This window comes from Rhodococcus sp. ENV425 (assembly GCF_002887785.1).
Classification (GTDB): Bacteria; Actinomycetota; Actinomycetes; order Mycobacteriales; family Mycobacteriaceae; genus Rhodococcus; species Rhodococcus aetherivorans.
Genome location: NZ_PCZU01000097.1, coordinates 1 through 24,239 on the forward strand (window position 1 = coordinate 1; position 24,239 = coordinate 24,239).

At 66.4% G+C, this 24,239-nt stretch carries 29 protein-coding genes and 1 pseudogene; 22 read left to right on the forward strand and 8 right to left on the reverse strand.

The genetic code is table 11. The features are described from left to right. The coding region (locus tag CQZ88_RS07985; protein ID WP_308410793.1) for an SbcC/MukB-like Walker B domain-containing protein at positions 1 to 624 on the forward strand (624 nt) is incomplete at its 5' end. A gap of 10 nt (positions 625 to 634) precedes the next feature. On the opposite strand, the gene CQZ88_RS07990 is transcribed toward CQZ88_RS07985, so the two are convergent. Continuing rightward, positions 635 to 1,813, reverse strand: coding sequence for an AI-2E family transporter (locus CQZ88_RS07990; protein WP_043799175.1), 1,179 nt, complete (start codon positions 1,811 to 1,813; stop codon positions 635 to 637). 127 nt (positions 1,814 to 1,940) lie between these two features. On the opposite strand from CQZ88_RS07990, the gene CQZ88_RS07995 reads away from it, so the two are divergent. From CQZ88_RS07995 to ychF, 3 genes are read left to right on the forward strand one after another with little or no spacing between them, the layout of a single operon-like run. Continuing rightward, positions 1,941 to 2,357, forward strand: coding sequence for a hypothetical protein (locus CQZ88_RS07995; RefSeq protein WP_029542247.1), 417 nt, complete (start codon positions 1,941 to 1,943; stop codon positions 2,355 to 2,357). Between the two features lie 29 nt (positions 2,358 to 2,386). Then, complete coding sequence (locus CQZ88_RS08000) at positions 2,387 to 2,995, forward strand: bifunctional 2-polyprenyl-6-hydroxyphenol methylase/3-demethylubiquinol 3-O-methyltransferase UbiG (RefSeq protein ID WP_029542249.1); 609 nt, start codon at positions 2,387 to 2,389, stop codon at positions 2,993 to 2,995. Between the two features lie 12 nt (positions 2,996 to 3,007). After that, positions 3,008 to 4,087 (forward strand): redox-regulated ATPase YchF, encoded by a 1,080-nt coding sequence (gene ychF / locus CQZ88_RS08005; protein WP_006934885.1) that lies wholly within the window; start codon positions 3,008 to 3,010, stop codon positions 4,085 to 4,087. Here the strand turns inward: ychF and CQZ88_RS08010 are convergent. Together CQZ88_RS08010 and CQZ88_RS08015 are read right to left on the reverse strand one after the other, a co-directional pair. Further along, positions 4,084 to 5,316, reverse strand: a complete 1,233-nt coding sequence (locus CQZ88_RS08010) for a site-specific integrase (protein ID WP_219727509.1) — start codon at positions 5,314 to 5,316, stop codon at positions 4,084 to 4,086. The genes ychF and CQZ88_RS08010 overlap by 4 nt on opposite strands. Next, complete coding sequence (locus CQZ88_RS08015; protein WP_180986973.1) at positions 5,291 to 5,905, reverse strand: helix-turn-helix transcriptional regulator; 615 nt, start codon at positions 5,903 to 5,905, stop codon at positions 5,291 to 5,293. Before CQZ88_RS08015 ends, CQZ88_RS08010 begins: the two co-directional genes overlap by 26 nt. A 130-nt stretch (positions 5,906 to 6,035) precedes the next feature. On the opposite strand from CQZ88_RS08015, the gene CQZ88_RS08020 reads away from it, so the two are divergent. The 18 genes from CQZ88_RS08020 (at position 6,036) to CQZ88_RS29825 (ending at position 20,136) form a co-directional block, all read left to right on the forward strand. Next, the gene (locus CQZ88_RS08020; protein ID WP_102799566.1) at positions 6,036 to 6,269 is read left to right on the forward strand and encodes an AlpA family transcriptional regulator; all 234 of its coding nucleotides are present in this window, start codon (positions 6,036 to 6,038) and stop codon (positions 6,267 to 6,269) included. Between the two features lie 98 nt (positions 6,270 to 6,367). After that, on the forward strand, positions 6,368 to 7,153 hold the full coding sequence (locus CQZ88_RS08025; protein ID WP_102799547.1) for a hypothetical protein: 786 nt from the start codon (positions 6,368 to 6,370) through the stop codon (positions 7,151 to 7,153). Next, on the forward strand, positions 7,150 to 7,368 hold the full coding sequence (locus CQZ88_RS08030) for a hypothetical protein (RefSeq protein WP_102799548.1): 219 nt from the start codon (positions 7,150 to 7,152) through the stop codon (positions 7,366 to 7,368). The genes CQZ88_RS08025 and CQZ88_RS08030 overlap by 4 nt, the downstream gene beginning before the upstream one ends. Beyond that, entirely contained in the window at positions 7,365 to 7,619 is a 255-nt protein-coding gene (locus CQZ88_RS08035; protein ID WP_102799549.1) for a hypothetical protein, read from the forward strand. The genes CQZ88_RS08030 and CQZ88_RS08035 overlap by 4 nt, the downstream gene beginning before the upstream one ends. 215 nt (positions 7,620 to 7,834) lie before the next feature. After that, positions 7,835 to 8,140, forward strand: a complete 306-nt coding sequence (locus CQZ88_RS08040) for a hypothetical protein (protein ID WP_102799550.1) — start codon at positions 7,835 to 7,837, stop codon at positions 8,138 to 8,140. Then, positions 8,133 to 8,633 carry a hypothetical protein gene (locus CQZ88_RS08045; RefSeq protein WP_146034271.1) on the forward strand — a complete coding sequence of 167 codons (501 nt, stop codon included), beginning with the start codon at positions 8,133 to 8,135 and terminating at the stop codon, positions 8,631 to 8,633. The genes CQZ88_RS08040 and CQZ88_RS08045 overlap by 8 nt, the downstream gene beginning before the upstream one ends. Further along, positions 8,630 to 9,736, forward strand: coding sequence for an AAA family ATPase (locus tag CQZ88_RS08050; protein ID WP_102799552.1), 1,107 nt, complete (start codon positions 8,630 to 8,632; stop codon positions 9,734 to 9,736). Before CQZ88_RS08045 ends, CQZ88_RS08050 begins: the two co-directional genes overlap by 4 nt. 32 nt (positions 9,737 to 9,768) lie before the next feature. Next, the gene (locus CQZ88_RS29495) at positions 9,769 to 10,338 is read left to right on the forward strand and encodes a hypothetical protein (protein WP_146034272.1); all 570 of its coding nucleotides are present in this window, start codon (positions 9,769 to 9,771) and stop codon (positions 10,336 to 10,338) included. Then, complete coding sequence (locus tag CQZ88_RS08060) at positions 10,329 to 10,625, forward strand: WhiB family transcriptional regulator (protein WP_102799554.1); 297 nt, start codon at positions 10,329 to 10,331, stop codon at positions 10,623 to 10,625. Before CQZ88_RS29495 ends, CQZ88_RS08060 begins: the two co-directional genes overlap by 10 nt. After that, positions 10,622 to 11,053 (forward strand): hypothetical protein, encoded by a 432-nt coding sequence (locus CQZ88_RS08065; RefSeq protein WP_102799555.1) that lies wholly within the window; start codon positions 10,622 to 10,624, stop codon positions 11,051 to 11,053. The genes CQZ88_RS08060 and CQZ88_RS08065 overlap by 4 nt, the downstream gene beginning before the upstream one ends. Before the next feature lie 163 nt (positions 11,054 to 11,216). Then, positions 11,217 to 11,639, forward strand: a complete 423-nt coding sequence (locus CQZ88_RS08070; protein ID WP_102799556.1) for a hypothetical protein — start codon at positions 11,217 to 11,219, stop codon at positions 11,637 to 11,639. Continuing rightward, entirely contained in the window at positions 11,636 to 11,914 is a 279-nt protein-coding gene (locus CQZ88_RS08075) for a hypothetical protein (protein ID WP_102799557.1), read from the forward strand. Before CQZ88_RS08070 ends, CQZ88_RS08075 begins: the two co-directional genes overlap by 4 nt. Before the next feature lies 1 nt (position 11,915). Beyond that, positions 11,916 to 12,395: a hypothetical protein gene (locus CQZ88_RS08080; protein ID WP_102799558.1), complete on the forward strand. Its 480-nt coding sequence runs from the start codon at positions 11,916 to 11,918 to the stop codon at positions 12,393 to 12,395. Positions 12,396 to 12,752: 357 nt separating this feature from the next. After that, positions 12,753 to 18,068: a phage tail tape measure protein gene (locus CQZ88_RS30655; protein ID WP_258008507.1), complete on the forward strand. Its 5,316-nt coding sequence runs from the start codon at positions 12,753 to 12,755 to the stop codon at positions 18,066 to 18,068. Between the two features lie 346 nt (positions 18,069 to 18,414). Beyond that, entirely contained in the window at positions 18,415 to 18,702 is a 288-nt protein-coding gene (locus tag CQZ88_RS08095) for a hypothetical protein (protein WP_219727510.1), read from the forward strand. Positions 18,703 to 18,737: 35 nt separating this feature from the next. Next, positions 18,738 to 19,073: a hypothetical protein gene (locus CQZ88_RS08100; RefSeq protein ID WP_102799560.1), complete on the forward strand. Its 336-nt coding sequence runs from the start codon at positions 18,738 to 18,740 to the stop codon at positions 19,071 to 19,073. A 195-nt stretch (positions 19,074 to 19,268) separates the two neighbouring features. Next, on the forward strand, positions 19,269 to 19,733 hold the full coding sequence (locus CQZ88_RS08105) for a Panacea domain-containing protein (protein ID WP_102799561.1): 465 nt from the start codon (positions 19,269 to 19,271) through the stop codon (positions 19,731 to 19,733). Positions 19,734 to 19,860: 127 nt separating this feature from the next. After that, positions 19,861 to 20,136, forward strand: a complete 276-nt coding sequence (locus tag CQZ88_RS29825; protein WP_102799562.1) for a hypothetical protein — start codon at positions 19,861 to 19,863, stop codon at positions 20,134 to 20,136. Between the two features lie 29 nt (positions 20,137 to 20,165). Here CQZ88_RS29825 and CQZ88_RS29500 read toward each other — a convergent pair whose 3' ends face one another. From CQZ88_RS29500 to CQZ88_RS30660, 5 genes and pseudogenes are all read right to left on the reverse strand, one after another. Beyond that, entirely contained in the window at positions 20,166 to 20,549 is a 384-nt protein-coding gene (locus CQZ88_RS29500; RefSeq protein WP_146034273.1) for a hypothetical protein, read from the reverse strand. A gap of 36 nt (positions 20,550 to 20,585) precedes the next feature. After that, a complete protein-coding gene (locus CQZ88_RS29505) occupies positions 20,586 to 21,263 on the reverse strand; it encodes a hypothetical protein (protein WP_146034274.1) in 678 nt (225 codons plus the stop codon). Between the two features lie 297 nt (positions 21,264 to 21,560). Beyond that, entirely contained in the window at positions 21,561 to 22,118 is a 558-nt protein-coding gene (locus tag CQZ88_RS29510) for a hypothetical protein (protein WP_146034275.1), read from the reverse strand. Between the two features lie 537 nt (positions 22,119 to 22,655). Further along, positions 22,656 to 23,633 carry a pseudouridine synthase gene (locus CQZ88_RS08115; protein ID WP_102799563.1) on the reverse strand — a complete coding sequence of 326 codons (978 nt, stop codon included), beginning with the start codon at positions 23,631 to 23,633 and terminating at the stop codon, positions 22,656 to 22,658. A gap of 301 nt (positions 23,634 to 23,934) precedes the next feature. Continuing rightward, positions 23,935 to 24,239, reverse strand: a pseudogene (locus tag CQZ88_RS30660) (ferritin-like domain-containing protein); the annotation flags it as partial.

A 24,239-nucleotide genomic window follows, 5' to 3' on the forward strand; every position in this document is an offset into this window, starting at 1 on the left:
CGGCGCCACGCCGACATCGAGAAGTTCGCGGCGCGCCTCGAAGAGGAGTACGCCAAGCTGGTGCCGCTGCGGGACGAGCAGGCCGAACTCGCAGCGCTCGCCGACGTCGTCGCGGGCACCGGGCAGAACACGCGCAAGATGTCGCTGCGCTCGTACGTCCTCGCGGCTCGCCTCGAGGAGGTGGCCGAGTCGGCGTCGGTGCGGCTGCGGCGCATGTCCGGCGGCCGCTACGAGTTCGTGCACACCGATGCCGCCGGCACGCACGGCAAGCGCGGCGGCCTCGGCCTCGACATCCACGACGAGTACACCGGTGCGGTGCGGTCGACGAAGACCCTCTCGGGCGGCGAGTCGTTCCAGGCGTCGCTGGCGCTGGCCCTCGGGCTCGCGGACGTCGTCGCCGCCGAATCCGGGGGACTGGTGCTCGACACGATGTTCATCGACGAGGGGTTCGGCACGCTCGACGCCGACGCGCTCGACGCGGTGATGGGGGTGCTCGACGAGCTACGCGCCGGCGGCCGCGTCGTCGGCGTGGTCAGCCACGTCGACGAGATGCGTCAGCGCATCCCCAGCCGCCTGCACGTCGTGCGCGGCCGCACCGGATCCACGGTGGAGATCGCGAGCTGAGCCCCGCCGATCAGGCCGGGCCCGGCTCGGCTGCCGCCGGTCCCGGCGGCAGCGCCGGGGTCTCCTCCCCGGCAGTTTCGGGCTCCTCCGGCGCGGCGCTGCGTTCGTCGATCTGCTCGCCGACGTAGCGCAGCACCACCGCGGCGACGGCCGCGACGGGGACGGCGAGGAACGCGCCGATGATCCCGAACAGCGACGTCCCGGCGGTGACGGCGAGCAGCACCACCACCGCGTGCAGGTGCATGCTGCGTGACTGCAGCACGGGCTGCAGCACGTTCCCCTCGAGCTGCTGCACCGCGATGATGATGACGAGAACGATGATCGCGGTGGTCAGACCGTTCGCGACCAGCGCCACGAGGACGGCGAGCGCTCCGGCGACGAAGGCACCCACGATCGGGATGAACCCGCCGATGAACGTGAGGATCGCCAGCACGGGCGCGAGGGGCACCCCGAGGATGACCAACCCCAGGCCGATGAAGAACGCGTCGATGAAGCTGACGAGCGCCTGGGTGCGGATGAAACCGCCGAGGGTGTTCCACATCCGGATCAGCACCTCCTCGAGGTGCCGCCCGGCGCGACCGCCGCCGACGGCGTGCACCCACGGGATGAACCGCGGGCCGTCCTTGATGAAGAAGAACACCAGGACGAGTACCAGACCGATCGTCACCAGCAGGGAACCGGCCGTGCTGACACCGGTGAACACGCCGCTGGCGATGGTCGCGCCGCTTTCCTGGACCTTGTCGATCACCACCTGCGTCGCGTTCTCGAGCTGCTCGTCCTTCAGGTTGACCGGGGGGCCCTGCACCCAGTCCAGCACCTTGTTGATGCCGTCGGTGGTCTTGTTCGCAAGCTCCGGCGCCTGCGCCACCACCGACGGGACGATGCCGGCGATGATGCCGCCGAGAATCGCGAAGAACAGGAACAGGGTCAGGCCCGCCGCGGCCGCCGGCGGCACGCCGCGCTTCATCATGCCGCGGGTGGGCGGCCACAGCATCGTGGCGATGACGATCGCCAGCGCCACGGGCAGGACGATCACCCACATCTTCTCGATGATCCAGCCGATGACCAGTGCGCCCGCCGCGATCACCACCAACGCCGCCGACCACTTCGCCAGCGTCAACCCGCCGGAGGCGATCAGCGTGGTGCGGTCCGGTTTCGGTGCCGGTGGCTTCCGCTCGGTGCTCTGCACATCGCTCAACGGACGGTCCTTCCGATGCTCTCGACGACGTGGATCGGGCTCGTCTGCAATCTACGGGAACCGCGCCCCGCGGGGCGGTTCACCGGCGCGAACACCCGGATCGTGGCAGGCTCTGATCATGAGGAAGCTCACCGCCGTGCTGGCCGCGGGTGCCGCGGCCGTCGTGCTCGTGTCCTGCAGTTCCGGTGACGACGCGTCGAACGAATCCGATGCGGCGCGCACGACGCTCGGCGGGGCGGCCTCGAGCCTCGCCTCCGCCGCGTCGAGCGTGGCCGAGCGGGCGCGCGGCGCCTTCGACGAAGCGAAGCTCGCGACGTTCGTCGCCGCGTTCCGCACGGGCTATCCCAACCTCGCCGCCGACCGCGACGACGCCTCCATCGAGGCGATCGTCATCGAGACGTGCCCACTGATCGACTCCGGCGCGAGCGATCAGGAGGTGATCGCGAAGGTCGGGGAGCTGGCACAGAACGGGGACACCGCTCCCACCGAGGAGCAGGCCGGCCGGATCTCGCAGCTCGTCCGCGTCGCCTGCTGACGCCCGCGGCCCGGGCTAGCATCGGGCCCATGTCCGCGACGCGATGGCAGTCCGAGCGCAGTGCCGGGGATTCCCGGGCCTACATCGAGCGGTTCGCCGAGCTCGCCCATGCGGGGACGGATCTGCACGGGGAGGCCCGGTTCGTCGACGTGCTCGTTCCGCGCGGCGCGCGGATCCTCGACGCCGGCTGCGGCACCGGCCGTGTCGGGCTCGAGCTGGCCCGGCGTGGCCACAGCGTGACCGCCGTCGACCTCGACCCGGTGCTCGTGGAGGAGGCCCGGGCGCACCCGGAGCTGACCGTGCATCTCGCCGACCTGGCACAGCTGGATCTGCCGGGCGAGCGGTTCGACGCGGTGGTCTCGGCCGGCAACGTGATGGTGTTCCTCGCGCCCGGTTCGGAGCGGACCGTGCTCGAGCGGATCGCCGCGCATCTGCGTCCCGGTGGGGTGTTCGTCGCCGGCTTCACCACCGGCGCGGCATACCGCCCGTCGCAGTTCGCCGCCGACCTCGCGGCCGCCGGCCTGAGCCTCGAGCACCGCTTCGCCACCTGGGACCTGCGGCCGTGGCACGACGACGCCGAGTGGCTGGTGGCCGTCGCACGCCGTGGGGATGGAAGGGGCGCGACCGCGACCACGTAGAATATCGATTCCGTGAGCCTAACCCTCGGAATCGTCGGTCTTCCCAACGTCGGAAAGTCGACGCTGTTCAACGCGCTGACCAAGAACGAAGTGCTTGCCGCGAACTACCCGTTCGCCACCATCGAGCCGAACGTCGGCGTCGTCGAACTGCCGGATCCGCGGCTGGAGCGGCTCGCCGAGATCTTCGGGTCGCAGCGGATCCTGCCCGCGACCGTGTCGTTCGTCGACATTGCCGGCATCGTCAAGGGCGCCTCCGAGGGTGCCGGGCTCGGCAACAAGTTCCTCGCCAACATCCGGGAGGCCGAGGCCATCTGCCAGGTCGTGCGGGTGTTCGCCGACGACGACGTCGTCCATGTCGACGGCCGCGTCGATCCGCTCGCGGACATCGAGATCATCGAGACGGAGCTGATCCTCGCCGACCTGCAGACCCTGGAGAAGGCCCTGCCACGCCTCGAGAAGGAGGCGAAGAAGAACAAGGAACTCAAGCCGCAGTTCGACGAGGCCGTCAAGGCCCAGGGCGTGCTCAACGAGGGGAAGACCCTGTTCGCGGCGAAGGACTCGCTCGACTTCGGCCTGCTGCGCGAGCTGAACCTCATGACGACCAAACCGTTCCTGTACGTGTTCAACGCCGACGAGGCGGTGCTCACCGACGAGGCGAAGCAGCAGGAACTCCGCGCGGCCGTCGCCCCGGCCGACTGTGTGTTCCTCGACGCGAAGGTCGAATCCGAGCTGATCGAACTCGAGCCCGACGAGGCCCAGGAGCTCCTCGAGTCCATCGGCCAGACCGAGCCGGGCCTGCACTCGCTCGCCCGCGTCGGCTTCCACACTCTCGGCCTGCAGACCTACCTCACCGCCGGTCCGAAAGAGGCTCGTGCATGGACCATCCCGCAGGGTGCAACCGCACCGCAGGCCGCCGGCGTCATCCACTCCGACTTCGAGCGGGGCTTCATCAAGGCCGAGGTCGTCTCCTTCGAGGACCTCGACTCGGCCGGGTCGATGGCCGAGGCGAAGGCCCGGGGCAAGGTCCGCATGGAGGGCAAGGACTACGTGATGGCGGACGGCGACGTCGTGGAGTTCCGCTTCAACGTCTAGAGCTGCTGGTCAGCTGCTTGAACTGGGTCGTCCGTCCGCAGTGCGTCCGCAGCCGGTCCGACTGAGGCTGAGAAGAGTGCGTCTGCGGCTTTGCGGGTTCGGTCGCTCGCGTCTGGCCATAGGTGGCTGTACGTGTTGAGCGTGACGGTGGCGGAGTGGTGGCCGAGTGCTTTCTGCACAGTCACAACGTCGCAGCCGGCGGCGATGAGACCGGACGCGTAGAAGTGCCGCAGGTCGTGCATCCGCAGCTCGGGCACGCCTGCGGTTTCGCGCGTCTTGCGCCACCGGTAGCCGACGCTGTTCTGATGCCATGGGTGCTCGCCAGTCCCGGGGAACAACCACCGGGCCGGATCAGTGCCGGGGCGCCAGTGCGCGACATGTCGGGCCACGACGTCCAGCAACCCCTGCGGTGCGGGGATGGTTCTTTCAGACCCGTATTTCGGGGCCCGGATCTCGACGGCGTGTCCGTTGGCCCGCTGTACCTGGCGGCGGACACGGATCTCGCGCCTTAGGAAGTCGACGTCCCCGACCTGGAGCGCCGCGGCCTCGCCCAGACGGAGGCCGGCGAACGCACACAGCGCGACGAATGCCTCGAAATCGTCGTCCGCCTTTTCCATGAGGGCTCCAACCTGCGCTGACCTGGGGATGACCATCGCAGCATCGGCGCGCCGAACGCGGGGAAGGGCTACCGCGGCGGCTGGATCGTGCGCCAGCATTCGGTCACGGATCGCGGCCCTGAGCACCGAACGCACGTTGTTGAAGCGAGTCCGGATCGTAGAGGGCTGAAGGCCGGAGTCGAGCATCGCCCTGACCCATGTCTCAACGTGCGAGGGTCGAAGCTCGGCGAGGCCTACATCACCGAACGTTGTGCTGTTCACAGCGAGGTCCATCGCCCGTGTCGTTCCTGGCACCCACACCTGACGGGTGGACCATTCACGGTAGAAGCTCGTGAACGTCACCTTGCCTTTGCGTGGGTCGACGTAGCTTCCCGTCACCTGCGCTGCCGTGACGGAGTCAATCCACCGCTGAGCGTCCACCTTTCGTTCGAATCCGCGGACATGCTCGCTGCCCTCGTCATCGACGTACCGGGCGCGCCAGCGCTTGCCTTTGCCGTAGCTTGCAGACTCGACGCGCTGCGGTTGTTTCTGCTCGTCGTAGGTGGTCTTGTACCAACGATCCTCGACGCCAGCGCGACGGTTACGCCTACTCTTCGACATCTGGCTTCTCACGCAGTCGCGGAGGGTAGTTGCGCGGTAGCTGATCAAAGGCGCGCACAGCCTCCTCAATGGCGGATACAGCACTTGCCGCGATGGGACGAATCAGATTGTTAGTACGTTCAAGCTCCGCAGCAACTGCGAGAAGGTCTTCGTTCAGTTCGACGTCACCACTCTGGTCAACGGCAGCATGATACGACCCGACGAGTTCTCGAATGTGGTCCTCCATCAAAGAGACTCGGTCTAGCAATGCCTCTGCATGCCGAACATGAAATTCGAAGGCTCCCGGGGCGACGTACTCGGCCAGCTCGTCATAGACCATTGGCACGCTCGCGGCCCGCAACATGACCTCAAGGCGAGTTTCGAGCACCTCCGCGATCGTGAGCGCTTCTGTCAACTTGAGCGGACGGATTCCCGACTCGATCCTCTGGACGGTTGGCTGATGGAACTTGAGGCCGTTCTCGGCCAGACGTTTCGCAAACTCGGTCTGTGACCAGCCCTTCGCCTCACGTAGCGCTTGCATCTGCGTCACAAAGTTCATTTCCCACCCATAGTGGTCCCACAACCACGGCTCGATTTTGCCGTCACCTTCGGTCTTTGCCATTCGCCAACCGTACCAACACTGCGTTGCGGCCACAACGGTGTGTTGCGCTGCTGCGGGCAGTGGGGTACAAACAACATGGCGATGCACTATCAACGCCATGTTGAATTACCAAATGGTGAAGGGACAGAGGATGACTCGAACTCAGGCCGATGTGCCAGCCGCGGCTGAGGAGTACTGGCAGGCAAAACAGGTTACGGCCTGTACCGGAATTCCTGAAGGGACCTTGCGTTACTGGGCGCACCGCGGAGACATGGGTCCTGCCAGTTTCAAGCTAGGGCGACGTCGGGTCTGGAAGAAGTCGAGCGTCCTGGCCTGGCTTGCAGCGCAGGAGGCCGCCACCACGACCCCGGGTGGGATCGCCTGATGTCCGCAATCAAGAACGCCGTCAGCGGGGGAGCGCCAACTCCGTATCCCGCCAACGGCGCCGATCGACCCAACCATCACGAAAGGACCGATATCGACATGACCGTACACGCAAAGCTGAGCGTGAACCAGCTCGAAGACGCGCTGGGCGCGATCGGAGCCACTGCCGAGGAGATCCTCGACAACTCCGGCTACACGCTCGGCGAGGCAATGGTCGCCGCGGGCCGCGCTGGCATGGACCCCGAGATGGACTATCGCAAGGTCCCGCTGATCGCCGCGGACGCCGTCGACGAGATCCGCAGCCGCATCCTCGCCGAACGCGCCGAGATGGCTGGCATCGACCCCGACCTCGAGATGTCCTCTGACGAGGTCGACGCACCGGTACCGCACGAAGACGAACCCTGCGGATACGTCCTCACAGAGGCCGGCGCGGCCGCGCTCGACATGCTCGAGCATCGCGCCAAGGTCACTGCGCAGGCATCGGTCGTGAAGGAACACGACCGGCAGGCTCGTGGGCACTTCCCGCCCCTCCCGTACATGACGAAGTTCCACACCGGAGACAACCTGTACTACGGCGCCGACCGATACCGGACTCCGCACGTCACGATCCCGCTCCGTGAGTATCCGGCCTACTGGGACCACGACACCGACGAGGACGACATGGTCCAGCTGGCAGCGGTCCGCGTCGGACTTGTCCAGCAGGGAAACAACCCGTACCCGCTCGTCGAGTTCGAGCGCATGTCCGGCGACGACGGCTCCGCGAAGGGTCCGTTCGCTCGCTACGAGCTGCACCTCGACGAGGCCAAAGAGCTCGCTCATGCCCTGCTGCTGCTGCTCGACCTCGCGAGCGGTGTCAGCGACGGGACTACCGAGGGGGAGCGATGACCACCAGCCGCCGCCCCGCACACGTCGCTGTGCGATCGGGCGAATTGCACCTCACCACCTTCGGCACCCGCACCGTCCTCAGCATCGACGAGGCACACGCCCTGGTCGACGACCTGCGTGAAGCCCTCCGATCCGCAGAGCTTCACGAAGCGCGGCAGCTGCTGCGCGACGAGGACGAAATCCGTACCGCGGCAGATGTTCGGGAGGGGCTGTGAGCAGCGACCTGTACCGAATCATCGACGGGGAACCCATGCTCGGCCCCAAGGGAATGTCGCTCCTCCTCGGCATCTCCGAGCAGGACATCTTCGCGGAATCGGCGCGTCACAACGGGGAGCAGTTCCCTCTCCCCATCGAGTGGATCAAGTCCGGCAAGCGTCGCAGCAAGGAGTACCAGGCCGCGACCGGCCGCACCGACGTCCTCGGCGCCCTCGAGTACTGGCAGGCCCGCGAACGGGAGGGACTGTGACAACCCTCGAGATCGGGCTCATGGCGCTGATCACCGGCCAGAACACCTGGCAGATCGGGTCCGCATGGTGGGACTACAGGATCTGGAAGAAGTTGCGTAACAACTGAATACGAATCACTTGGGATCAATGTCCGGCACACACATTGACCGCCACCCGAGGGGCCGGGAATCCCGGCGAGGACCGGCCCCTCGGGTCCGCCAGAAAGGGGCACGCCATGCCCATCGAGGATACGTCGTCCGGCACCGATACCGCGCTGGCCGGCGCGCACCCCGACCTCATGACACCCGTCCGCCGCTGGGTCGAGGACCTGCCCGCCGGTTCGACGTTCACCGCCGCCCAAATCGGCGTGTATCTGCCCGGGTACGCGGACGATCACCCGTCCCGCCGCGGAGCCATGATTCGTGCTCTGCTCAACCAGGGACTGATCGAATTCGCCGGCTACGGACCACGAGCCGTAGCGGACGGATGGGACCGACCCACCCGCGTGTGGCGTCGCACCGGGAAGGCAGACCGTGGCTAACCGTCCAGTCGGCCCGGAGCCGACCACCGAAACCGTGCTTCTGGGCGCCCTGCTCGGCGCACCCGCCGACGAGATCCGTCGTGTCGTCCCGCTCGTCCTCGACGACCTCGACGAGCCCGGTTCCCGCGCTGTCGCCGAAGTCGTACTCACTCTCGCCCAGGCCGGTCGCCCACATGACGGACATGCCGTCGGTGACGAGCTGCAACGCCGCGGCCGGTACGCCGGCGAAACCGGTCAGCTGATCAAACGTCGCCTGCTCGACGCCATCACCACCGGCTACGCCAGCAACGATCTGGCCGCGGCCACCTACGCGGCCGCGGTCTGCGCCAACGCCTTCCGTCAGCGCTTCGAACTCGTCGGCAAGGCCCTGTTGGAGGCGGCCTCGACATTCCCCGAGGAGGACCTCCTGACTCTGCTGCGTCAAGCCGGCACCGACTGTGTCCGGCACGCCAAGCGCCTGGCCACCCTACGCGGCGAAGAGGTGCCGGCATGAGCGAAGCCATCGATACCGAGCCGAGTTTTCTCACCGCCATGGTCGACGGAGAATGGCTCGACGCACAGCACTTCCCCCCGCTGGCCTGGAGCGTCCAGGGAATCGTCCCGGAAGGATTCGGGCTGATCGTGGCGCCCCCGAAGGCCGGGAAGTCATGGCTCGTCGCCGGCATCGGATTGGCCTGTGCCTCCGGCGGATTCGCACTCGGGAAGATTGGCGTTGAACGCCGTCCAGTTCTGTACATGGCACTCGAGGACGGCCACCGAAGGCTACAAAGCCGATTCCGCCAGATCCTTGGCCCGGATCAACCTATCCCGAGGAACATCTACCTGATCGTTAGCGCGCGCCCGACCGAGGTCGTGCCCATGATTGCGGAATTCCTGGTACGGCATGAGGGTCAGGCGCCGCTGATCATCCTGGACACGCTCGGGAAGGTGAAACCGCCGAAGAAGGCCGGCGAAGACTCCTACACCGCCGACTATGCAATCGGGACACGTCTGAAGGATCTGGTGGATTCAGCACCCGGATCAAGCCTGTTGGTCGTTCACCACACGAGAAAGGCCGAGTCGTCCGACTTCGTTGATGCCGTATCCGGGACACAGGGCATCGCCGGTTCTGCGGACTTCATTCTCGTGCTGACGCGGAAGCGTAAGTCCGACGATGCGGTACTCGCTGTCACAGGTCGTGACGTGCCGGAGAACGAGTACGCGCTGACCATGACAGATGGGCGCTGGTGTCTTGACGGGATGGATCTGGAGGATGCCGCGGCGGCGGTCGAGCGCCGTGAACAGCAGAAGAGCATGGCCGACAGATCGATCGAAATCCTCCGATTCGTCGAGTCCAGGCCGGAAACGACCGCCAAGGATGTCGAGTCGCACTTCGCGGGGATCGGCAACAACGATGCCGGCACGTACCTTCGACGCCTCTGCGAGAAGGAACTCATCCAGAAGGCCCGTCGCGGTGTCTACAAACCTGTGTCTGAACCGTCTGAAGTGTCTGAACGGAACGAAACCCGAGATAGCGGCGACCAGGGAAAACATGCAGATTCAGACGCTTCAAACACTTCAGACACCCATCTACTCACGATTGCGGGAACTCGATGAGAAGCACAGAAAGCACTCGGCACGAACGCCTGATGTTCGCCTGGCACGGATTAACTCCCACGGATGGTCGTGAGTGCCCACTCACCGTCGTCGACCGCCCCTGTACGGCTGGTCACGATCTCGCACAGGCATGCCTGTGCGAACGGTACCTCTCACGGACGTTCGACCATGCCCGCCTATGGCGTGACGCGTCCGGTCGTCTGACGTTCACCGCCGAGCCATACGACTTCGACCCATCAGCCCATACGGACGTAGTCGCCGAACTCGCGGCCCTCGGCATTACCACCACGATCACCGATCGGTCCCCGTGGAACCGAGGACGTACCACCCTGCTGATCCTCAGTGCACAACCAATCCCCATGAGGGGTTTCGTCTCCGCGGAGGACTTCTTCCGCGGCCGTAGCGACTGGCTTGAGATCTGCACAGTTGAAGTAGAGCCGAATGCGTTCGACATCGTGCTGAAGATCGATGGCACGTACTTCGACCGCGACACCGCCCGGGAAGTCGCCGAGTCCTTCACCCGAGACCTTCGACACCTACTCGCCAACCTCGATCAGTCGCAGTCGCCCGGGGCAACAGAAGGCGGCACACGATGGCCGTGAAATCGACACTGCCCAGCGCATTCCTCTACCTGGTCGACGGTCGCCTCCTCGGGGCCGCGTGCGTCGGCCGACACGAGCTGTTCGACGCCGACCTCGACAACACCCACGAGACCGCCGACGACCGCGCCTACCGGCACCATGCCGCGGCCGCCATCTGCCAAAGCTGCCCCGTCCTCAACGCCTGCGCCACCGTCGCCGCCGAAGCCGGTCGTCATGCCGAAGGCGTCTGGGCCGGCCGCATCCCCAGCCCTCGCCCCCTCGGACGCCCCAGAAGGAAGGCCTCATGACCACACCCACGAACCACACACCGACCGATGCCCTGATCCACACCACCCACCTGGTGCGCAGCCGCATCGAATGGGCCACCGACACCCTCAGCGACCAACTCGACGAGCACACCCACGCCGCAGTCGAGTACATCCTCGACGCCCTCAACGACCTGATGAAGCAGGTCGCCGCACTCGCCCGCCCGCACTACCGCGGCCCGCACTACTCCGACGGCCGCCCGATCCGGTCCCGCATAGCAATCCCGGAACGCAACAGCGTGTTCGAACACCTCTGGCCGGCAGACCCTGCCCAGGCCATCGAGCAACACATCGAACTTTCCGGCCATGGCACCAGGCACAGCGTGCACATCGTGCCACCGTCGTCGCTGACCGTCGATACCGTGCGCACCCTCACCGTTGTCGGTGAACCCGAGGGGGTCGAACCGTGAAACTCCGTGGTCGAGACATCCGACCCCAGGTCCTCACAGACCCTCACGCCACCAGGCCGGTGCTGATCCGCCTGTGCGGATTGTGGCTTGCCCTTACCCCCGGCGAGGCCCGCACCCTCGCCGACGAACTGCACGACGCCGCCGAAACCGCGGAGGTGCCACGATGACCACACCCATTCCTGCAGTCCAGGTCCTCGGCGCCGGCCTCCTGGTTCAAGGCTCGGCTCTGATCAACATTCAGCGTGCCCTCCGCTCGCTGATCCGGGCGCACCGCCGCGAGACGATCGCACCACCACCGGAATTCGTTGTGCTGCTTCGAGCCTGCGAGGACGCCGTCCGCAACCTGCACACCCAGTCCGGAATCCGACCACACGACACGACATCGGAACTGCCGCAGCCAGACTCGAACTGTCAGCACATCGGGACGAAGGAGGTGGCCCACATGCTCGGAGTCACACAGCGCCACGCGCAGCGCCTCGCCCCGGTACTGGACGGCCGGCGACTCGCCTCCGGGGCATGGGTGTTCGACCGCGACGCCGTCACCGCCTACATCCACGCCCACCACCAAACGAGAGGAGCAGCATGAGTCACTACATCGTCACCGCGGCCGCGGTATTCATCCCCGCGGCCAGCCGAGGACAAGCCGCCGCCATGCTCTACCGCGGCGCCCGCATTCCCGAACGCACCCCCGCCGAAGTAGTCCGACACTTCCTCGACAACAAACTCATTGAGGAAGTCGGAGCCGCCGCCTATCAAGCCGCACCGCAGGAAGCACACACCACCAGCGGACCGGACGCCTACCCCGCGGCCTACAACGCCACCTCGCTGCCCGACAGCGAATACACCCGAACGGACCACTGACATGGCACTGATCGAACTGGGCTCGATGTTCGAGCGGAACCGCACCGTCCTGATCGACCCCTACGGCCTCAACCCGCTGATCGACGACTACCGGGCAATCAACCCACTGCTGGTGGACATCGCCACCCGGCAGAACGGTGAACCCCCCAAGCTGTTCCTCGGAGGTTTGGCGGACCTGCCCGACTTCACCGCCTCCGGGCTCCCCCCGGAAGCCCTGCTGCGACTGCCGTTCGGGGTCCGTCACGCCGCGGCCACGGAAGTCAGCCTGCCTCGGGCGCAGCACCTGTTCGAAACCTACGTCGACTGGCCCGGCGCCGTCGTCGACCACGAGGGACTACGAACGGCCGTCAGCCGCGTCCGGGAGTGGCTCACGCGCGTCCCGGAGGAGCCGCGCCCGGACGACGAAGAGGTATGGGCCTCGATCTTCGGCAACTCGGGGACCACACCCGCACCCCAGAACGACATCGGATACCGACGGTAGGGCCGGCATGAACCGTATCGACCGCACCTCCACCTCGGGCGGTGCTCCATGAGCCCCCAAGAATGCGTGATTCTCTATGACGCGGACGGGATTCCCACCGCATCGGTCGATGCTCTGCGGCTCCACGACGTGGCCCTACGTGCCTGCCTCGAAATGATCGAGCTCTGCGAGGACCAGGACGCAGCGTGCCAAGCGCTGATCCGGATTGCAGACGGGGAAGGCCCGGCATCTCCGCTGGTCGGATCCACCACACTGCTGGCTCTGCTGCCCGTCCTGGCAGATGTCGGCCGGCGTCTCCAGCGCGCAACAGGATCGACGGCAAGCCTCGCAGCCGTGATCAGAGGAGAGGACTAACACATGGCCGGCGGACGCATCGACATCGAAGTCGCACCCGATCTACGGCAGTTTCCCGCGCAGCTCGAATCCGGGATGCGCGGGGCGATGGGTGTCGCCACAAAGATCGGCGGCGCCCTCGGGGTGGCCCTCGGCGTCAAGGCGGGCGCCCAGGCGGTCCTAGACCTGGGCAACAGCTTCACCAACGAACTGAACACCCTGCAGGCTGTGTCGGGTGCGACCGCGGACCAGCTGCAGAAGGTCCGCGACGCGGCGATGGGGCTCGGCAACGACGCCTCCATCGCTGACGCGTCGGCGGCCGATGCTGCGGCGGCGATGACCGAACTCGCCAAGGGCGGGTTCTCGGTCGAGCAGTCCATGGCCGCGGCCCGCGGAACGCTCGAGCTGGCCGCCGCGGCACAGATCGGGGCGGCCGAGGCCGCGACGATCCAGTCGCAGGCGCTGCAGGCGTTCGGTTTGGATGCGGACTACGCCGGCAGGGCCGCCGATGTCCTCGCCAACGGCGCGAATGCCTCGTCGGCGGAGATCACCGACATCGCCATGGGGTTGCAGCAGGCCGGCACCGTCGCCCACGGTTTCGGGATCTCGATGGAGGACACCGTCACCACACTGGCGATGTTCGCCAATGCCGGAATCACCGGATCCGATGCCGGCACGCTGATGAAGTCCTCTCTCCTTGCCCTCACTGATCAGGGAAAACCTGCCCAACAAGCGATCGAGGAGCTCGGGCTTACCGTCTACGACCAGAACAAGCAGTTCGTCGGGATGCGGTCGCTGTTCGAGCAGCTGGCCACGGCGTCGCAGAATATGAGTCAGGAGCAGTTCCAGGCGGCGACGAACACCCTGTTCGGATCGGATGCGATCCGGCAGGCCATGGTCGCAGCGCAGCAGGGTGCGCCCGGGTTCGACCGAGTTGCCGAGGCGATCGGACGTCAAGGGTCCGCAGCCGAGGTCGCCGCCGCCAAGACTCAGGGCCTTCCCGGTGCCATGTCCGCCGTGCAGAACTCTGCCGAGGGACTGGCGATCGCGGTCTACGACGTGGTCGACGGCCCGCTCGAATCGCTCGCCTCCAAGGGCGCCGATGTCATCACCGACTTCACACCGGCCATCGTGTCCGGTCTGCAGTCCGCCGGTGAAGCCATCGAGCCCGTCATCGGATTCGCAGGCGACCTGGCTGGGGCATTCGCCGACCTGCCCGCCCCAGTCCAGGCAACGGCCGCAGCCTTCGCCGGCATGAAGGCGTTCGGCATCGACGAAACATTCGTCTCGTGGATCGAACAGGGACGCGAGGCCTTCGCCGGATTCGGCGACGAGATGGAACTGCAGCAGTCCCTCGCCGCAGCATCCGCGTCCGAGTACGACAGTCTCGGCGAAGCGATCAACGAGAACGCCGAACCGCTGTCGGAGTGGGCGGCCGGCCTGGCCGCGGTCGAGGCCCGGGTCCCCGCAGTGCGGCAGATGGGCGACGCCTACCGCAACGTCTCCGGTCGGGCCCGTGAGATCGCCGACCGGCAGCGCGAGGCCGCAACGGAGTCCGGTCGCCTGGTCGGCGCCTTCCGTAACGCGGGTGCTGCCGCCGTCACCTTCGGCGGGCAGGTCGGCGGCGTCGCCGCCGCCGGTGCGCGCGGTCTCGGGACCGCGGCGATGGGCGCGGTCAACGCACTCGGCGGGCCGTGGATGGTCGGGATCGCCGCGGCAGGCTTGGCCATGTCGTCGCTGATCGGCAACATCCAGCAGGCCCGTCAGCTGTCGGAGCAGTACGACGAGGCGCTGCAGAGGGTGGCGCAGTCCCAGTCCGACACCTTCAGCACCCTCGTCGCCAACAAGGGCGTCATCGACGACACCGTGTTCGGGCAGCTGACCGAACAGGTCAACGGCGTCTCGGAGGCCTTCGCGACCGCCGGTGAGAACGATGCGAAGTGGAACAACGTCTTCAGCGACGTTGTCGGCGACATCATCAAGTTCGGGGACTCGACCGACGACATCTCGTTCAAGATGGACGAGGTTGCGCTGGCGAACCGCCGGGCGCAGGAGGCGATCGAGGGTACCGGCCTGTCGGCCGCGCAGGTGGCGCAGAAGGTCGGCGGGTCGCAGGCGGAGTGGAACACCTTCCGGCAGCAGCTCATCGACTCCGGCGAGGGCGGGCAGCTCGCCGCGGACCAACTGGACGGGCTGCGCAAGACGCTGCTCGATCAGCAGGAGGCGGCCCGCCGGGTCACCCCCGGGGCGCACGAGCTGGCCGAGGCGTTCGCGCTGATGGCCGACGAAGCGGCGGATGCGGATGCGAAGTCCTCGTCCCTGAAGCGGGCGCTCGACGCGCTCGCCGGGATCCCGCCGGATCTGCAGGAGGCGACGGCCGCCTACAACGAAGTCGTCCGGGAGACGGCGGAGGCCACGCAGGAGGCGTGGGACCGGTCGAAGGGTTGGGGTGCGGCGCTGGTCGGCGCCAACGGTGAGGTCAACAGCTCCACCGAGAACGGCGCCGCCCTCTACAAGCAGCTGCTCGCGATCCGCGACGCCACCGCGGACGCGGCCGCCGCGGGGGCCGATATGGGCCCCAAGCTCGCCCAGAACCGGGAGCAGTTCACGCAGCTCGCGACCGCGGTCGGACTCAGCGCCGGCGAGATCGAGACGATGGCGCGGATGCTCGGCTACAACGAGAACGCGTTCACGATCTCGGCGAAGCTGGCCGGCGCCGACGGCGTCACCGCCGAACTCGGGGTGATTAAGACCAGCCTGGATGCACTCGCCCCAGGTGAGCCGAAGGTCGTCGAGGTCGATGCACTCACCGACGATGCCCGGGCCCGGCTCGAGGAGCTGGGATTCAAGGTCGAGAAGATCACCGAGAACGGGGTGACCACGTTCCGCGTCGAGGCCGAGACGGGCCTGGCGCAGTCCGGCCTCGACGCAGTGCTCGCCAAGCTGCTCGAGGTCGGCGGTGTCGAGGCGGTCCCGAAGATCGACGCCGACGCCACGAGGTTCGTCGCCACCAACGACGATGTGCTGGCCAAGCTCCGCGAGATCGACACCACCCAGGTCGACCCCGCGGTCGGGGCGGTGATCGACGACTTCCTCGCCGGCCGGGACGTCACCCTGGCCGAACTGTCGAAGATCGACGAGACCAAGGTCGACTCCGAAGTCTTGCTGCTCATTCAGCAGGCGCTGCGGGATGCGCAGGTCGTCTCGGACGCCATCGACAAGGCCGCCCGCGAGCGCAACGCCACGATCACCGTCAACATCCGCGAGGTTCGCAACGCCGCCTCCACCTTCGGCTCCTGGTCGCCGGAGGCGATGGGCGCGGCCGGACTGTCCCTGACCCAGGAGGAATACAACCGCCGGATGGGGCGTGCCGACGGCGGCCGCCTGCCGGGCTTCCTCGGCGGCGGCCGCATGCCGACCACCGGGCCGGGCACCGAACGCACCGACGGGATCTACGCCGTCGACCCGAGCGGAGCTGCGATCGCGATGGTCGACGGCGGCGAGTGGGTCATCCGCAGCGAGATGTCCGACAAGTACGACCGCGAGCTGGCGATGATGAACGCCGGCACGTTCCCGAAGCTCCCGGGCTTCGAGACCGGCGGCCGCATCGCCGTGGACCGCACCGTGTCGTTCCTGCGCGGCGAGTCCGGCAAGGAGTACCAGTACGGCGGGGTCGGCTCCCCGTCGTGGGACTGCTCCGGCTACGTCTCGGCCGGCTACGCCATGCTCACCGGCCGGGACCCGAACACGCGCTGGTTCACCACCGAGTCCGATTTCAACGCCCTCGGCTTCGAGGACGGGCCAGGTCCACGGTCGGCACTGAACATCGGCGTCATGCGCGGCGGCGGCGGCATGTACTCGCACATGGCCGCCACCCTCGACGGCACACCGTTCGAATCGGGCGGCGCCGGCGTCGTCTTCGGGCACTCCACTCTCGGTGCCGACGATCCGAACCTGCCACTGAAATGGCACCTGCCGGTCTCGGCGTTCGTCCCACCCGGGGACGACTCGTCCACCGGTGGCGGGTACGAGCGGCGGCGTCCGCGTAACCGGGAGACGTGGGACGAGCAGGACGATCTGAAGCTCGATTCGGCGCGGATCTCCGTGCAGCAGGCGATCGAGAGTCGCGACAAGGCGATGAACGATCCGAAGAAGTCGCAGGCCGACAAGGACCAGGCCGAGAACAAGGTCGCCCAGGCCGAGGCGAAGGTCCGCGAACTCGAGGAGAAGAAGCGCGCCGCCGAGTCCGGGGCGTCGATCTCCCCCGAGGCGCCGGAGCTGCTGACCAACCTGACCGACGAGGAGCTGCGGCTGCGCAGCCTCGAACGCGCGGTCGACGAAGCACGCTGGGACCGCAACGACGTCTGGGCCGATCCGGAGTCGACGAAGTTCGAACGCGACGAGGCCGACGACAAGCTGCAGACCGCGATCAACGCACTGCGAGAGGAGCAGGTCGAGCAGCGCGACGAGCTCGCACCCGCGGCCCCGGCGCTGCGGGGCCGGATGACCGACGATCAGATCCGGCTCGTCGAACTCGAGCAGGCGGTGAAGGAGGCCGAGAAGGACCGCAACGCGGTCTACGCCGATCCGCGCTCGACCGACAACGAGCGCCTGGCCGCCGACCTCGATTTGCAGAAGGCCCTCAACGCGCGCGACGAGGGCCGCAAGGGCGGTTCCGGCTCCGGGTCGGGTGTGAAGTCGCTCGGCGCGGTCGGCCTCGAACTGGCTGAGGTTTTCGCCGGCGGCGTCCTGGAGACCTTCGGGCTCGAGGATTCGCCGATCGGGTTCGTGCCGAAGCTGTTGTTCGGCTCCGGGGACATCGGCGGCCCGCTCCTGGAGGGCATCGGCACGACCGGGATCCCGGCGATGATCGCCCAGCAGCAGGTCGGTCCGGCGGTCGCGCCGACGTTCTCCGATGCGGAGATCGCCACCCAGGGTCCGGTCGTCCCGGGCTCGCCGGGTTGGCTCGAAGAGCTGGTGAACAGCCTCCGGATCCCGGCGGTGCTCCGCGATGCCGGTGGTCCGCTGCCGCACGGCATGGCCGGTCTGAACCTCTCCGGTGAGACGGAGTGGGTGCAGACCGCGGAGGACAAGCGGCGTTACGACCGCGAGATGCGGGAGTTGGCAGCGCTTCGGGCCGGGGCCGGCGGAGTCGACACCGCCGTCCTCGAAGAAGTACGCGGCCTCGCCCAGATCACCCGCGCACTCGCAACCCAACCACGCCAGGGCCACACCATCACCAACTACGGCATGGACCCCGACAAGGTCGGCAAGAAGATCGAACGCGAACTCCGACGCGATGCCCTCGCCCAGATGAGCATCGGAGGCCTCTTCGGATGACCCCATCAAGAAGCCCCGCCGGCCTCTGTGAGGAGCCACCGACGGGGCCACGGCCGCCGGACGGGGGAGAACGGCAACCAAGATCAACCCTAGCTACCCAGAAATCCAGCCCGTCGAACACCTGGATCACCGGACGCCACCGCTCTTGACCGCCCGAGGGGTGGGGGGTGACCCCCAAGACCCCTCCCTCCCCGACCGCGGGGGAGGTGAGAAAAGGGTGCGCGTACCGAACAACTCAAACGGACCGAACGAAGGAGGCTCTACGTTGCCGCCCCAGAGGAACCACAGTGCCCCGAACTCGAGGGCGCATCGACGACCGAATTCCCCAGCTCAGCGCGCTGCTCTGGTGGTGCTGCCGAAGGAGGGCTGTGATCTGCCGGTGCCGAAGATCCCCGCTGGCCGGCAATGGTCCAGGACGGAGAAGGCCCGCTGGAAGGAGCTGTGGCAGTCGCCGCAGGCCACCCAATGGGACGAAACGGCGTCCGGAACGGTGGCGTTGCTCGTGGCGTACGAGACGAAGTTGCTCGCGGACGAGGGGTCGGCGTGGGTGGCGCAGGAGGCCCGGCACGCCTCCGATGCGTTGGGTTTGACGCCGCGGGCGATGGCTGCGCTGGGTTGGACGGTGGGGGAGTGACGTCGGCGCGGCGGCGAGCTCGCAGTGCCGCAACCGTGGGGACTTCCACCACGGTTGCGGGACTGCCGGCGAAGTACCTCGATCCGAACGATCCGGAGTGGCACGACGATCGTCGGGATCTGGCGTTCGTGCGGGAGTTCTACGATTCGGTCCCGGCTGAGGTGGAGGACGCGGTGTGCCGGCTGGGCCGGTGGAAGCGGTTGTTGGCCGCGGCCGAGCAGTACGCGGTGGAGCAGGGTTGGGTCGACACTGCGCCGAAGAGGGAGCATCCGATTGTGGATCGGAAGCGGATGGCCGCGGCCGGCGTCCCGTTGCTGCAGTGGAGGCAGGAGCGAAAGCGCCTGGTGGCTCTATCGATGCGGCAACGTTGACACCAGAGGCGGTCAGTGTTTCGAGATGGTCGGCATGAACCGACTTGATGTACTCATCCAGATCCGAGGAGGCCCGTTGCTCGCGGCATTTTGGTGGGAAGTACGATTGGGTGTCGTAGCGATCAGGTATACATACGATCAGCCGCGATTCCTCGGCTTCCGTCCACGGTGCTGTCCACAGAAGGGGGCTTGACGATGCGTACATACAGGGCCATCGACATTGCCCGTTGGTTCATTGCCTGGGCGGACAACATCGATGCCGAAGTATCGAACTTGAAGCTCCAGAAGCTGCTCTACTACGCACAGGGCCATCGACTCGGTAGCGTCGGCGAACCTCTGTTCGGCGACGAGCTCGAGGCATGGGCTCACGGTCCGGTGGTCCGGTCCGTGTATCACGCCTTCAAGGACTACGGGAAGTCTCCGATCGATCCGGATCCGGCTTTGGAGGACTTCGACTGGGACGACTTCAAGGAGATCGAGGATTTTCTGATCGATGTCTGGGATCGCTATGGATCCTTGGCCGCGTGGGCGCTGCGGGAGCGCACCCATCGAGAGCCGCCGTGGCGCGATGCATTCGAAGCCGAGGCGCGAGGAAGGGTAATCCCCCGGGAATCGATCGCATCGTTCTTCGCTTCAATCCCGCTCTCCACCGATGGGTGATAAGCAGCGACGCGGAAGGCCCCCAGCACGGAAGCCGTCACCGGATCCACCGGAGGCCCGGACAACCTCGTCCGGGCATCCTGTCTTGTGCCTGCGCCACTCCCAGCCCGGCTGGGGCGTGGAGGAAATGTCCGAACAGCAGTGCCGCTCGTTTCTCGTGAAATGGGAAAAGCGTGCGAAACTCACATGGACTGAGCTGCAGAGCCACGACAAGCATGGGCTTGGGACCGAGAAGCTGCCGAGTCGGATAATCAAGCCGAGTCCTCCCGAGGAACTCGCCCAGGATCGGTATACGGTATTCCGCCACGACGGCAACCTCCCTTTTGTCGGATTCCGTGCAGGGGATGTGTTCCATGTCTTGTGGATCGAGACCAGATACAGCGATCTCTACAACCACGGGTAGCAGATCCGGGGCGCTGTGCTGTCCATCTGTTACCGATACCAGAATCCGACGGCCGGCGGTTCATCCGTCAGAACGTAGAAGCTGGAGATTTCCCCACTCGGTAAACTGCTGCACACCCCGCCGTTGAGCATCACTGCACCAGCATCCGGATTCTCCGTATCAGTGATCTCAACAGTGGTCGTCACGCCGGATCCATTCGGGTTGCGCACGGTCACCGCCGGGTCCTCCACATCGAGATTCCAGACCGCGGACCGCGCACGTTCCTCCAGCCAATCCCTCACGGAATTTGTTTCCCGGAAGGACTGCACGGGCTTCTGCGATCCTGGACGCCCGCGCGAGATCAGCCAGACTCCATCCCTCTCTTCGACGGTATAGCCGATCTGGGACGCGAATTCGTTCAGATCATCGTTCATGCGCAGGGAGTGTAATAACCCGACGGTCAAGCGAGGTCACGGCCCTGTGTCAGAAACGGCCTGCGGGTCCCGGCCGGTGAGGTAGGAGGGACGCCACTCTGAGAGACGGCGTGCAACGCGCATCCGCATTCCGTTCCTGTCTACACGCTGGACTGTTCGCTTGAGGCGGTCTACAACACGGCGATCGGATCTGAACGACACAGAGGAGATGGTGTACGGACTTGCCACCGGTCCTGCCAGGGCTCTTATTGCCAGTCTTCGCCAGAAGGAGAAGTGAGTCTGAGCCTCCCTGATTAGTGCCACCTCACTGGGGTATGTGAGGGGGCTCCAAGATACGTACTGCCGACGACGATGCTGTGGCCCGCTGGTCCACGTGACTGTTACCCATGCCTCGTCCAGCTGGTCGCAGTCGAAATCGAATTCCGCGACGTCGCCGGGCGCCAGTTCGTCGGCTATGAGTGGAAACTTGCCGGGGGATACTTCGCAGTTGTCCGAGGTCAGCGTTACATTCCGAGCCGTGGCATCCCCAAGGTTCTTCACCCCACCCATATAGGCCCCGGTCTTTCCCTTATCAAGGAACTCAATCGTTCGACGTTGATACCGGGCCATGACGTCCGGACGTGGCCTATCCCTGTGCCGGCGGAATTCGTTCAATAGCCCCAGGACGGCCCCGATACCTGCAAAAACTGTCGTCACGATCCATTGCCATGTCACACGGAGACTGTAGGGGACTCCTGCGGCGACGGGCATGGCACGATCGTGCTTCACGAGGTTGCGTCCGTCGGAGTAGCTCAAGTTCGCATCTCGACGGCAGGTTCCATCGAGACGGTTGCTATCGATCCTGTGAAGCGCTCGTAGCTGATTTCGACGCGAACGGCCGCATCGATTTGACCGACGCGGGCCTTGGATTCCCACATACGGCCACCGGACTTTCACGCGCCTGAGGCTCTCCTCCTCGTGCTGAGATCCGAAGTCCTTAGCTCGGCGTGCCAAGACCGATGGATCCGAAGTCTAGGCTGATGGGCCCCTTGGAGGTAGCTTGACGTTGCATTCGACCAGTTCGAGTTGGCATTCGTCATAGAGTTGCTGTGCCTGTGAGAATTGATCGTCGCAGTTGGCATGGAGTGCTTTAACTTCATCTTCATCCATGGTCCGAACCTCACAGTTGCAGAAGTAGGAGAGATTTGGTGGAGACTCCAGGGAGTGCAATTGCGTATTGCGCACTGCAACCGGATCAATTCCGACAAGTTCGCCAACGGCGCGTAACCCCTTGGGGGACGCTAACCCACTGCGGACCAGTCTGAGCCCGTGCTTCGCATGGAGGTACTTACATGCATGTTCAATGAGTGGAGGAGTGACTCTTCCGTCGACCTGGGTTCCACACAACAGTGCTATGACTGCCCGCGGCGGGAATATGGTTCCATCACACGCGGCACGCCTGCCGCGCTTGACGGTCAGGACCGCGATGACCTTGCCATCCTTAATGAGTACCCATGCCCATTCCGGGCCCTTCTTGGGGTCCTGGTTATAGAAGTAGAGGTCGGCGACCACCGGGGTTTCGGTTTCCATCGCGCAATCTTCGCACTCGGGAGTACCTGCCGATTGCTTTTACGTACGGACGTCCCCGGGCTTGGAGGTAGCCACCACTTCTTTCACGTCCATGATCTTCGGTATGGGAATACCACGGAACGATAAGCGAACGCCTGCAGACTACGAGCGCGTAGTCTCCTCATGCCTTCCGTCCGCAGTATGTCCGCAGTAGCTTCGCTCGAAGTCGATCCCCGCCAACGGTGCCAGCGGAGGAAGGTGCAGGTGGGGATGAGTTTCCAACGATAGCCGTATGCAGCAAACGCCCAGCGCCGAGTTCCGCTTCAACGTCTAGATGTATGAGGCCACGACGTTGGTGACACCGGCTCGGCGTCTGCTCACGAGCCGGTGTCGGTGACGATGCGGTGGATGTGCCCGATGCCGTGGCCGGCGCGAGGGCGATGCGCCGCGCCGACCGCTTCTTCTCGCGTCGCAACTGCTCGAGCCGGGCGACGACCTCGGCCGTCGCGTCCACCGGGTTGCCGAGCGCGACGCCACCCGGCCGCACGCGCGCGGCGCTCAGCGCCCCGACACGGGTGCCTCGCACAGCGTCCGGCGGGTGACGAACCTTCGCGGCGTCCCCGACAGCGGATCGCTGAACTCCAATTCCCGCGCGAGCAATTGGAGTGGGAGGGAATGATCGTCCGGGGCCTCGGGCAGCAGGTCGGGATACCAACGGTCGCCCAGGATCCCGGCGCCGAGCGCTGCCAGATGCACCCGCAACTGGTGCATCCGTCCGGTGTGTGGACGCAGAACCGTGTGCAGCACAGCACGTCCGGAGGCGCTCACGCCGGTCCCACTCACATCGACCACCGTCTCGGCGTTGGGCTCACGGAAGTTGTCGACGACCACCCGTAACTCCCCGCGCCGCGCCTCGATGTGGTTGCGGTAGACGATGGGCAGGGCGCGCCCGGCAAGCGCCGGTGCGTCCGGGTCCCACCCGGGCGGTCGCGCCGACACCGCCTCGTAACCCTTCACGACCCGCCGCTTTTCGAACAGCGACTGGTATGCGCCGCGCGTCGCGGGACGGGCCGAGAACATCACCAGGCCGGCGGTCGCTCGGTCGAGTCGATGGATCGGCGTCAGGTCCGGGTTGTCGAGGCGGGTCCGCAACCGGACGAGCGCGGACTCGCGCAGGTATCGTCCGCCCGGAGTGGTCGGGAGGAAGTGCGGCTTGTCGATCACGACGAGGTCGTCGTCGACATGCAGGATCTCCTCGTGGAACGGCATCGGTTCCTCCACCGGCAGATCGCGGTAGTACCAGACGAACCGATGCGCGCCCAGCGCGGTTCCGCGACCGATCGCACTGCCGTCGGAGCCCACGATCTCGCCGGCGTCGAACCGCCGGTACAGGTCGTCGGCGTCCAGGTGGTCGAACCTCGCGACGACGTACGCGGCGATCGTTGCCCACGGACCGGACGTCGGGACGCGCAGGCGCGTCGGTCCGACCCCGTTCTTGACGGGGAGCGGTGAGGGCATCGGCACGCCCGTCATCATCCCACCGCCTGCCGTCTCGTCCCGCCGCGGGTCGCGACGAGACGTGGGGTGAGGCGGCAGATTCCTCGGTGTGCCGCCGACGTCCGAAACCGGATGCTTCCGGGACAAGGGTGCCCGGGGGTCCTGTGGTTCGTGGTTGATCCCTTCCGGCACCGGGATTCGCAGCCGGTTGCGCGGTGCGTCGAATCATCCACGTACGCAATGGGACCGGGGGAGATTCCCGCCCGCGCGGGACTGCCCGGCTCACAAGTGACCGCCGGGCCCCGCGACGCGGAACCCGGCGATCTCCTGGGGCGTGTGATCAGTGGAGCCCGACGACCTCCTGGGCGATGGCGGCCAGGCGGGTCTGGGCGGCCGACACGACGCCGTGCCGGTTCTTGTGGGCCTCCTCGTACGCGACGATCGCGCGCACGTCGGCCGGTTCGGTCAGTTCCTTGACGGCGGCGACCGCCTGGGAGACGTTGAGGCTGTCGTAGTCGGGGATCGGGAGTTCCTCGGCAGTGAGGATCCCGGTGGCACTGCGGGCCGTGTGGATCGCCCGGGCGGTCCCGTCCGCACCTTCGCGGCGGGTGATCCGTTCGGCGGTCTCGAGCGCGGCGTCCCGGC